Source organism: uncultured Porphyromonas sp. (assembly GCF_934359325.1).
Lineage (GTDB): Bacteria > Bacteroidota > Bacteroidia > Bacteroidales > Porphyromonadaceae > Porphyromonas_A.
In genome coordinates, this window is sequence record NZ_CAKRLH010000056.1 from 1 (window position 1) to 9271 (window position 9271).

Annotated in this window: 7 protein-coding genes and 1 pseudogene; all 8 read right to left on the reverse strand. The window is 56.8% G+C overall.

The genetic code is table 11. From position 1 onward, the window contains the following. Nucleotides 1–840 (reverse strand): annotated as a pseudogene (locus Q0F21_RS03455) (sensor histidine kinase); the annotation flags it as partial. 111 nt (nucleotides 841–951) lie between these two features. After that, nucleotides 952–2967 (reverse strand): Ig-like domain-containing protein, encoded by a 2016-nt coding sequence (locus tag Q0F21_RS03460; RefSeq protein WP_297237438.1) that lies wholly within the window; start codon nucleotides 2965–2967, stop codon nucleotides 952–954. A gap of 4 nt (nucleotides 2968–2971) precedes the next feature. Next, a complete protein-coding gene (locus tag Q0F21_RS03465) occupies nucleotides 2972–4228 on the reverse strand; it encodes a hypothetical protein (RefSeq protein ID WP_297237440.1) in 1257 nt (418 codons plus the stop codon). A 309-nt stretch (nucleotides 4229–4537) separates the two neighbouring features. Next, entirely contained in the window at nucleotides 4538–5437 is a 900-nt protein-coding gene (gene deoC / locus Q0F21_RS03470; protein WP_297237442.1) for a deoxyribose-phosphate aldolase, read from the reverse strand. Then, entirely contained in the window at nucleotides 5427–5789 is a 363-nt protein-coding gene (locus Q0F21_RS03475) for a nucleotide pyrophosphohydrolase (protein WP_297237444.1), read from the reverse strand. Before Q0F21_RS03475 ends, deoC begins: the two co-directional genes overlap by 11 nt. Then, nucleotides 5786–6235, reverse strand: coding sequence for a D-aminoacyl-tRNA deacylase (dtd, locus tag Q0F21_RS03480; protein WP_297237446.1), 450 nt, complete (start codon nucleotides 6233–6235; stop codon nucleotides 5786–5788). Before dtd ends, Q0F21_RS03475 begins: the two co-directional genes overlap by 4 nt. A 32-nt stretch (nucleotides 6236–6267) precedes the next feature. Beyond that, nucleotides 6268–8097, reverse strand: a complete 1830-nt coding sequence (gene uvrC, locus Q0F21_RS03485; RefSeq protein ID WP_297237448.1) for an excinuclease ABC subunit UvrC — start codon at nucleotides 8095–8097, stop codon at nucleotides 6268–6270. A 25-nt stretch (nucleotides 8098–8122) separates the two neighbouring features. Further along, a partial coding sequence (locus Q0F21_RS03490; protein ID WP_297237449.1) for an FAD-dependent oxidoreductase occupies nucleotides 8123–9271 on the reverse strand: 1149 nt, incomplete at its 5' end.

Genomic DNA, 9271 nt, shown 5'->3' on the forward strand with positions numbered 1-9271 from the left:
GATACGCATCTCATCGATCTTCTTCTGCCGGAAGAGCGTGATGATCGTGTAGATGAATGTGGAGAGCACCAGGAGGGTGAAGATCACCGAGGGGATCAGGAAGCCGATGGTGGAGGAGATAAAGCGTGCCTGTCCGGGGAAGTAGACCCTCAGGTAGTGGAGCCGTGAGGGCGGGTCATTGGTCAGCAGCGCCTGGGTGTAGATCCTATCCGGCTGATCGGCAGGGAGGCTGCCGTTGGAGAAGGAGATCGTACCGCGGCTGTCTACCACCTCGTACCGGAAGGGGATCGTGATCCCATACTTGTCGAGCGACTGAAGGAGGTACTCCTCCAGGTGCTGCCCATCGATACGATCGTAGATCGGGCGATACTGTGCCTTGCGCAGTCCCTCGAGTGCCACCTGCAGCAGGATCCGCTGCGTCACGCTGTCTGGCTCCGAGAAGTGGCTCCTCAGCATCCGCTCCGCCTCGCGGAAGCGATCCCCCGGGGAGACGAAGTCGTAGGACTTCTTGGGTGGCTGTGGCAGCTGCTCCAGCTTGTAGTCCGGCAGCCCCTGCCCCGCAGTGCCGAGATCAAAAGGCGACTTATCCCCCTCCGTCGGGCGGATCAGGTAGTCCCGCACCACATAGCCCGGTAGCCCGAGATCCACACGGATGATGTCGATCATCTCGTCTCGCTCCAGGTCGTGATTGGTCTCAAAGAGTGCCTGTCTGACCGAACTGTCAAACTGGAACCTCCTTGCCTGATAGGTCGCATCGATGTACTTGACCTGCATAAAGAGCAGGCCAACGAAGGCGACAACCATTACCACGACGATGAGCCAGAGTGTAGACTTCTTCATATCGCTCCAAAGGTAGCGATTTTCCCCACCCCATTAACATAACCGAGGTTAATATATAACCCCGGAAGTGTTAAATCCTTGCCTATCCGCTACAGCAGAAGTGTCGGGGAGTCAGAAGCGACGGTCACCCTGCCTCATACCGCCGAGGGCGCCACCGGGCATCTGACCGCCGAAGGGATTGCCTCCCGGCTGGTCACCGCCACCCTCGCGACGACGACGGAGCTCCTCCTCGCGCTCTTTGTTGCGATCCTTGCGCTTCTCCTCATTGAACTTCGTCCGGATCATTGTCCGGGGCTTCTGCGACAGTAGCGGCGTCAGGAGGGGATAGAAGTTCTCCTTCACCTCCCAGTTCTTCATCAGCTCAAAGACCTTGGGCGCATAGTAGACCGCCTCCGGCTGGATGGCGGCATCATAGTCGCCCGGGTCCCAGCGGTGGTTGCCATTCCGGTCGTGGATGATCCGGAGGCCGTACTTCCCCGGGTCGAGGTCGGGGAAGAAGAGCTCGCCGCCACGGCTGAAGGAGGTCCAGACGAGTTTGTCATCAGGGGTGAGGAGTTCGCCGATGATGGAGTCGGGCAGGTCGTGGATAGTGACACGGAGGGAGGAGAAGTCGCTCTTCTCCTTGACCTTAAACGCATCAACGACGCTCTTATCGAGCCGGTGACCATATATATCGACCATCTCGGCGCTGTCGACATGGAGCTCGTACTGACCGCCGTACCTGAGGTTGGCACGGATAAGTCCGGAGGTGACGCTTCCGTCAAAGAAGGTGATTGAGTCGATCCGCATCGGCTGGAGGATCGAGTCTTTGGCGTCGTACAGGGCAAAGGCGTGGAGCATCGACGTGTCGATCGGGAGGGTCGAGGCGAAGAGGATCGAGTCGGATATGCCGCCCTTGCCCCTATGCTCGATCTTGATGGAGAGGGGACTCTCGACTGCCGGAGCGGTAGCGGTTGAGTCACTCTCGGCACTCTTCTCCTTCTTCTTATCCAGCTTGGGGGCCTTATAGGGAATGCGGAGGGTGTCGCTCTTGTAGGCGGGGAGACCGAGGCTGTCGACAGAGAGGTAGGTGAGCGCAAAAGTGCTGTGTGCGCTCCAAGTGGTGTCGGTGAAGAAGAAGTCGACGATGCCCTCCTTGGTCTTATCCAGAACGTAAGGGGGCGGCAGTGTGTCAGACGGCAGAGCGAGCGAGTCGACCCGGGCGAGCTTGATGGCACTGTCGGGGAGGGCGTTGAAGGTGAGCCGCAGCTGATAGGGGGCAGGGCGCTCACGCTTCTTGATGAACCGCTTGGGATCCCTCGGCTCGTAGTAGAGCAGGACGAGGTCGTCGGGATAGTAGTGGGTGAAGGGGACCTGCTTGATGGTGTCGATGGTGAGCGAGTCGACCCAGAGGGTGTCGGGGCGGATGTCGGGCTTGCAGGTGGTGAGGACGGCGCTGTCGAGCCAGGCGACGCCCTCGGTACCGACCATATCATTGCGGTAGTTGCCGTCGCTCTCCTTGAGGGCATAGACGCGGTAGCGTCCCTCTCGGACGTTTCGGATCACAAACTTCGCCTTATCGGACGAGCGACTGGTGCGGAGGAACGTGGTGTCGTGGAAGGCACTCCTCGGCGCCGTGTCCGGATGAAGTCCGACGAGGAGTCCCTGCATCGGCTCGTGAGTCCGAGCATTGAGGACGGTGCCGGCGATCTCCATGGTGTCGATACGGTCACCGGTGCTGAAGGCGAAGGAGAAGTTCTCCATCGGATTGCCCTCATTATTGTCCTCTATTGCATCGGTGAAGTCGATCGTGTAGGTGGTATTGGGGATGAGCGTGTCCTTGAGGCTCACCACCACTCGCTTGCCGTAGGAGATAATCTCAGGCTGTTGGAGCTGGGGTGGGGAGACGATGATCTTCTTGAGCGGATCCTTGACGGTGACAAATTCGTCAAACCACAGTGTCACCTTGCGAGACGAGACGTTGAGTTCCTTCTCCGCCGGATGACTGCGGACAAGCTTGGGCGGCTGATCATCATAAGGGCCTCCGTCGGGTGCCACCCTATTGGCGCACCCATATATCATAGCAATGGTTCCGCCTATCAGGAGTGAGAGGTGGAGCCAGGGAGATCGACGTCGATTCTTCATCATAAGTTCATCTAGCTTGCCTGCAAAGGTCGCTAAAAAAGTGGGGATAACTCCGTGCTGTCACGGTAACATCATCCGGTATCTCCACCTGCGTCTCTTCAAGAGTGGTGGCAAGCACCCCAAAGGCCATGGCTAATCGGTGGTCACCTCTATGGCCGAGCGTTACACGCTTTGGCTTCGTTTCACGTGGAACCCCCGTGTAAGTAAAGCCGTTTGGTGTGACATTGATAAATGCATCTGATGACCAGCCGAGATCCTGCGCTATAGAGAGCGAAGCACCAAGCCGATCCGACTCCTTGTAGGCAAGCGAGGACAAACCGGTAAATGTGGTCTTCATCCCAAGTCCAATCATCGTGGCAAAGAGAGTGGGGAAAAGATCCGGATTCTGCGACAGATCCAAGGACAGTGGTCGAAGTCCATCGGACACCGGACGGCGTGATGAGGTCAGTGCGTCATCGGTCGTAGTAAAGTCCAGAAAGGGGTTGTAAAAGCTGAGTAAACGAGTATCCGGATGGAATGAGTCAGGATCCATACCACGCAAAACCAACTTATGGATCTCCGGATGAAGGATCTGCAGCTCCAGCCAATACGAGGCTGAAGTGTAATCTGCCGGGAGGTGAAAAACATAGGTTTTGAGTCCAGTCAGATCTGATTGCTCACGTGGCTTAAACCTAATCCAATCCGCTTGCCAAGTGAGATCTACACCAATCTGACGGAGGTACTCGATGGTCAGAGCGATGTACCTGGAGCTTGGGGCAGAATACTGCCTCTGGATACCCAGAGGATAGTTTCCGGCAATCGAAAAATAGATTATCGCTGATACAAATTGACTTGACTCCCACGCTCTTGCATCTGCTGTTGTTTCACGTGGAACCGAAAGGCGGCTTGAATCCACAACCCATTGCTCTTCGTTTCGCTCGACAGAGACACCGAGACCATGCAGATAGTCCTCCAGAGGACGCATGGGGCGACGGAGGAGCTGGTTGTCGGTGAGACGAAAGGAGACCCTTCGACCCTCGGCAGCTGCCAGTGCGACCAGGAAGCGAGCAACACTCGCAGAGGCGCTCAGCCTGATGTCTGTGCCGCTGCCGGCGAGAAGGATCTGTAGCCCATCGTACAGAACCTGAAGATCCTCAGGAGCGTCAACCGGAATCACTTCGTCCCTGGGTGGCATAGCGGTCTGCCCCCTACCCCGCCTAAGCAGGTATAGAGAGATCAGAGCGCGAATGCCCTCGCTCTTGGAGAGCGGGAGATTGATCTCCATAGGAGACGCGAAACAAAGGCGTGAAAGGGTCCTCATATCGTTACAAATATAGCAGAAATGACCGTCTCTACCAGCGGATCTGAGAGAGATAAAATACCGCTGGAAATGTCCTATTGGAACAGAAGAATGCAGAAAAGGGATCCATCTGCATATAAGAGACAGGCACGAGGTGAGGTGGTGGTATATTTGCACTCCAAGGTAACCTCACTCTATCTATGGCACCTCTTAATTGGGCATAGAATAGAAACTCCCGAATGCGATTAGGAATCCGGGAGGTAGTTGATAGATGAGGAGAGATGATGTGCAGTGTCAGAGCAGATGCTTGAGGGTATCCGCCTCGAGAGAGGTGGCGCCGAAGCGGAAGAGCTCCGGTGTGAGCCACTCATCTCCGAGTACCTCCTTGAGGATGCAGAGATACTTCAGCGCCTCCTCTGTGGTACGGACGCCGCCGGCGGCCTTGATTCCCCTCTTGATGTCGTACAGATCATAGTACTGCTGTACGACCGATGCCATGATATAGATCGCCTCAGGTGTGGCACCGGGATACCCCTTGCCGGTGGAGGTCTTGATGAAGTCGGCATCACAGAAGAGAGAGAGGATGGATGCCCTCACGATATGCTCGGGCGTCTGGAGGGCACCGGTCTCGAGGATCACCTTTAGGATCACATCCTTAGCCGCCTGACGTTGCTCCTGGAGCTGGTCGCATACTGTCTCGTAGTCGCCGGCAAGGAAAGCGCCCACCGGCAGAACGATGTCGATCTCCTCTGCCCCATCGTGGATTGCCAGGGCGATCTCCGCCACCTTGATCTCGGGGAAGGTCTGTGACGAGGGGAAACCACCAGCCACGCAAGTGATATGACACTGCTCGACGGTGAGGTTTTCCTTGATCACCTGAGCAAAGTTAGGATAGACACAGATACTTGACACCGGGGTAATGTCGGGATGCTCATCGTCCAGCTGATTGACCTGCTGCGTCAGATGATAGATCTTGTCCTCATTGTCCTCTGACGTCAGAGAGGTGAGGTCGATCATACTGTGGATGAGATTCACATTCTCTTTCGTATCGAGCTCCTTATAGTGCTTATCGATGCACTCCTGAACCTTGGCTGACACCTCCTCCATAGATAGGTCAAAGGTAAACTTGGAGAAAGCTTCGGTAAACTTATCCTGCGATGGAAAGAAGTCGCTCTCCTGATGATTATGACTCATGGTTGTATAATTTGGGATTGGATAAATGTCTGAATTTGTCGCGAGCTGTCTTCTTAGCCATATTCCTCTCAAAGGCCGCCGTGAGATCGCAATCGGTCTGATTGGCGATGCAGGTAAGGACCCAAAGGACGTCTGCCAGCTCGTCTGCCAGATGCTCCTTAGAGAGATCGTCTGAGGACTTGGCGCTCTGATCGCCATAGGTGCGAGCCATGACGCGAGCCACCTCGCCCACCTCCTCAGTCAGCTGCGCCATATTGGTAAGCGGCGAGAAGTACCGGACGCCGTACTGATGGATCCACTGATCCACCAGCCTCTGGACATCGCGGAGGGTTGGACTGGGCGTTTCACTCATCGGTTTCGCGAGTCTATGCAGATGGTTACCGGTCCGTCGTTGAGCAGACGAACCTTCATATCTGCACCAAAGATCCCTTTCTTCACCTCAGTGCCGACCTCATCGGAGAGTGCCTTAGCCATAAGGTCGTAGAAAGGCTCTGCCTCGGGTCCCTTGGCGGCATGGATGTAGGAGGGTCTATTGCCCTTCTTCGTCGATGCCAGGAGGGTGAATTGGCTCACCAGAAGGATCTCCCCGCCGATGGACTTGATGTCCTTATTCATCACCCCCTCCTCGTCATCAAAGATGCGGAGGGCGGCGATCTTACGAACCAAGTAGTCCATATCCTCGGCGGTATCACCCACCTCTACTCCCTGCAAAACCAGCATCCCGTGTCCGATCGAGGAGATCACTGTCCCATCGACCGTCACGGAGGCCTCGCTCACACGCTGAATAACTGCTCTCATAAGCCAAAGATACAACTTTAGGAGAATAAAGGTCAGGGCTCGCTTTCGGGGTGGAAGTAATCCCACACCTGACGAGCCTTGGCAGGACCAACAGCCTCCGCCAGTTGGTCCAGAGAGACAGACTCACGGATCCTCTTCACAGACTTGAAGGTGCGGATCAGCTTCTTCTGAGTGACCGGACCGATACCCGGGATAGCGTCGAGCTCAGAGGAGATCGACTTCTTGGCGTGGACATTGCGGTGGAAGGAGATGGCGAAGCGGTGCACTTCATTTTGGATCCTCTCTAAGAGGTGAAAGACCTGCCCCCGCTGCATGATGCCTATCACCTGAGGCGGGTCCCCATAGAGCACTTCGCTGGTTCGGTGGCGGTCGTCCTTAGCGAGACCGAGGATCGGTATCTCGACACCCACTTCTTCAAGCGCTTTTCTCACCACGCCCATCTGACCTTTACCACCATCGGTGATGATGAGGTCGGGGAGCTCCTCGCCCTCGTCCCGCAGGCGACTGTAGCGCCGCACCACCACCTCGTGCATCGAGGCGTAGTCGTCCGGCCCCTCGACCGTCTTGATGTGGTAGAGCCGGTAGTCCTTCTTGGAGGGGACACCGCCCTTAAAGACGACACAGGCGGCGACAGGATCGGCACCCTGGATATTGGAGTTATCGAAGCACTCTACGTGCCAGGGGAGCGTAGGTAGCCCGACCGAATTTTGCAGGTCTCGCAGGATCTGCATATTGTGCTGAGCGGGGTTGAGCTTCTCGGCCTGCAGGTCCTTATCCTTGATGAACTGATCCACATTGTGCTGGCTCAGGTCGAGGATATGCTTTCGGTCGCCCCTCTGAGGGATCGTGACGCGGTAGGCAGAGAGGTCGAGGTACTCCGGCATAAGGGGGAGAATGAGCTCGCGAGTGCCCTCCAGCGGCAGCGTATCGAGCAAGTCCTTCAGGACGGAGGCAAAGAGCTCCATATTCTCCTCCTCTATCCCCCGACGATACTCCATCGTCCGCCCAGAGATGATCCGCCCGTCCCTCGTCAGCAGATAATTGACGAAGAAGGAGCGCCTCGAGGAGCCATAGGTGGCCACCAGCGCATCACCGATGACGTTGCTCATAATGGTACTCTTCCCCTGATAGTTCTCCAGCGTATAGAGCATATTCTGCATCTGCAGGGCTGTCTCAAAGTCCAGCTCCTCAGATGCTTTTGTCATCACCTCCTTGATGTCACGCTTCACCTCCGTGATATGCCCTCGCAGGATCTCCTTAGCCGCCCGGACGTCCCTGTCGTAGTCCTCCTCCGACTGCAGTCCCTCACAAGGTCCCTTGCAGCGGCCGATGTGGTACTTCAGGCAGACACGGAATTTCCCCCGCTCTATGTTCTCTGACGAGAGATTGTAGCTACAGGTGCGAAACTTGTAGAGCCGGCGGAAGAGCTGAATCAGCTGGTAGGCCATCGACTTATTGGGATAGGGACCGTAGTACTCCGTGCTGCCGCCCGGCTGCGGCTTATGCGTGGTTCCAAATCGAGGAAAACGCTCTCTCGTGACGTAGATGTAGGGGTAGAAATTACCATGCTTGAGCATGATATTGTAGGGCGGCTGATGCGTCTTGATGAGGTTATTCTCCAGCAGGAGCGCATCGGTCTCGGTCTGCACGACGATATACTCCACGGTCTCAAAGACGCGCAGCATCGCCCGAGCGTTGGGCCGATCCGACTCCCTCTGGAAGTACTGCCCCACCCGCTTGCGGAGATTCTTCGCCTTACCTACATAGAGCACCTTATCCTCCTTGTCGCGGTAGATGTAGACTCCGGGCGACTCGGGGATCACGGACAGGCTCTTGTTTATCTCTTTCTTAGATATCAGCATACGGTTCCACGTGAAACAGAAGGGGCTATCGTCCCATGAGAATCAGGAGGATATTAATGTCGGAAGGGCTGATGCCGGGGATGCGGGAGGCCTGCCCGATGGTCGCCGGGCGTATCCGGTCGAGCTTCTGTCGAGCCTCGGTCGAGAGCGACTGGATGGAGAGGTAGTCAAAGTGACCAGCGATGCGGATGTCCTCTAAGTGGCGAGCCTTCTCGGCGGCCTGACGCTCGCGGGCAATGTAGCCGGCATACTTCACCTCCACCTCGACGGTCTCCTTCACCTCCTCCGCCAGCTGCCCACCCTCCTCCAGGAAACGGGCAAGCTCCGGCACATAGGGCAGCAGTCCGTCCAGCGAGATACGGGGGCGAAGGATCACCTCACGGAGCCTCTGCGGATGCCTCAGCGGTGTCTCCCCTACCTGCTCGAAGTATGCCGTGAGGTCGGGCGTGTCGGCTACGGAAGTGTCCCTGAGCAGCTCCTCAAAGCGATCGATCAGCGCGAGCTTCGCCTCCAGTCGTTGACGGCGCTCTGTGTCGACCGTCCCAAGATCTATCCCCCTGGGGGTGAGTCGTCTGTCGGTATTATCCTGCCTTAGGAGGATGCGGTACTCTGAGCGACTGGTAAACATCCGGTAGGGCTCGTCCACCCCTTTCGTCACTAAGTCATCGATAAGCACCCCTATATAAGCCTCATCCCGAGCGAGGGTAAAGGATCTCGTCTGCCCCTGCACCGAGAAGTGAGCATTGACCCCGGCAACAAAGCCCTGCCCAGCCGCCTCCTCGTAGCCTGTCGTGCCATTGATTTGACCGGCAAAGAAGAGCCCCTTGACCAACTTCGTCTCTAATGTGTGGTGGAGCTGCGTCGGGTCAAAGAAGTCATACTCGATCGCATAGCCGGGCCGCATGATCGTCGCGTCCCGAAGCGCCGGGATCTGCCGGATCGCCTCCTCCTGCACCTCTATGGGGAGCGAACTGCTGAAGCCATTGAGGTAATACATCGTCGTGTCGGCGCCCTCCGGCTCGAGGAAGAGCGGGTGGTGGTCCTTCCCCGCAAAGGTGACGATCTTCGTCTCTATGCTGGGGCAGTAGCGCGGTCCTATGCTGTGTATCTGACCATTGTAGAGCGGTGCCTCATCGAGGTGACGCCGCAGCACCTCGTGGCTGGCAGGCGTCGT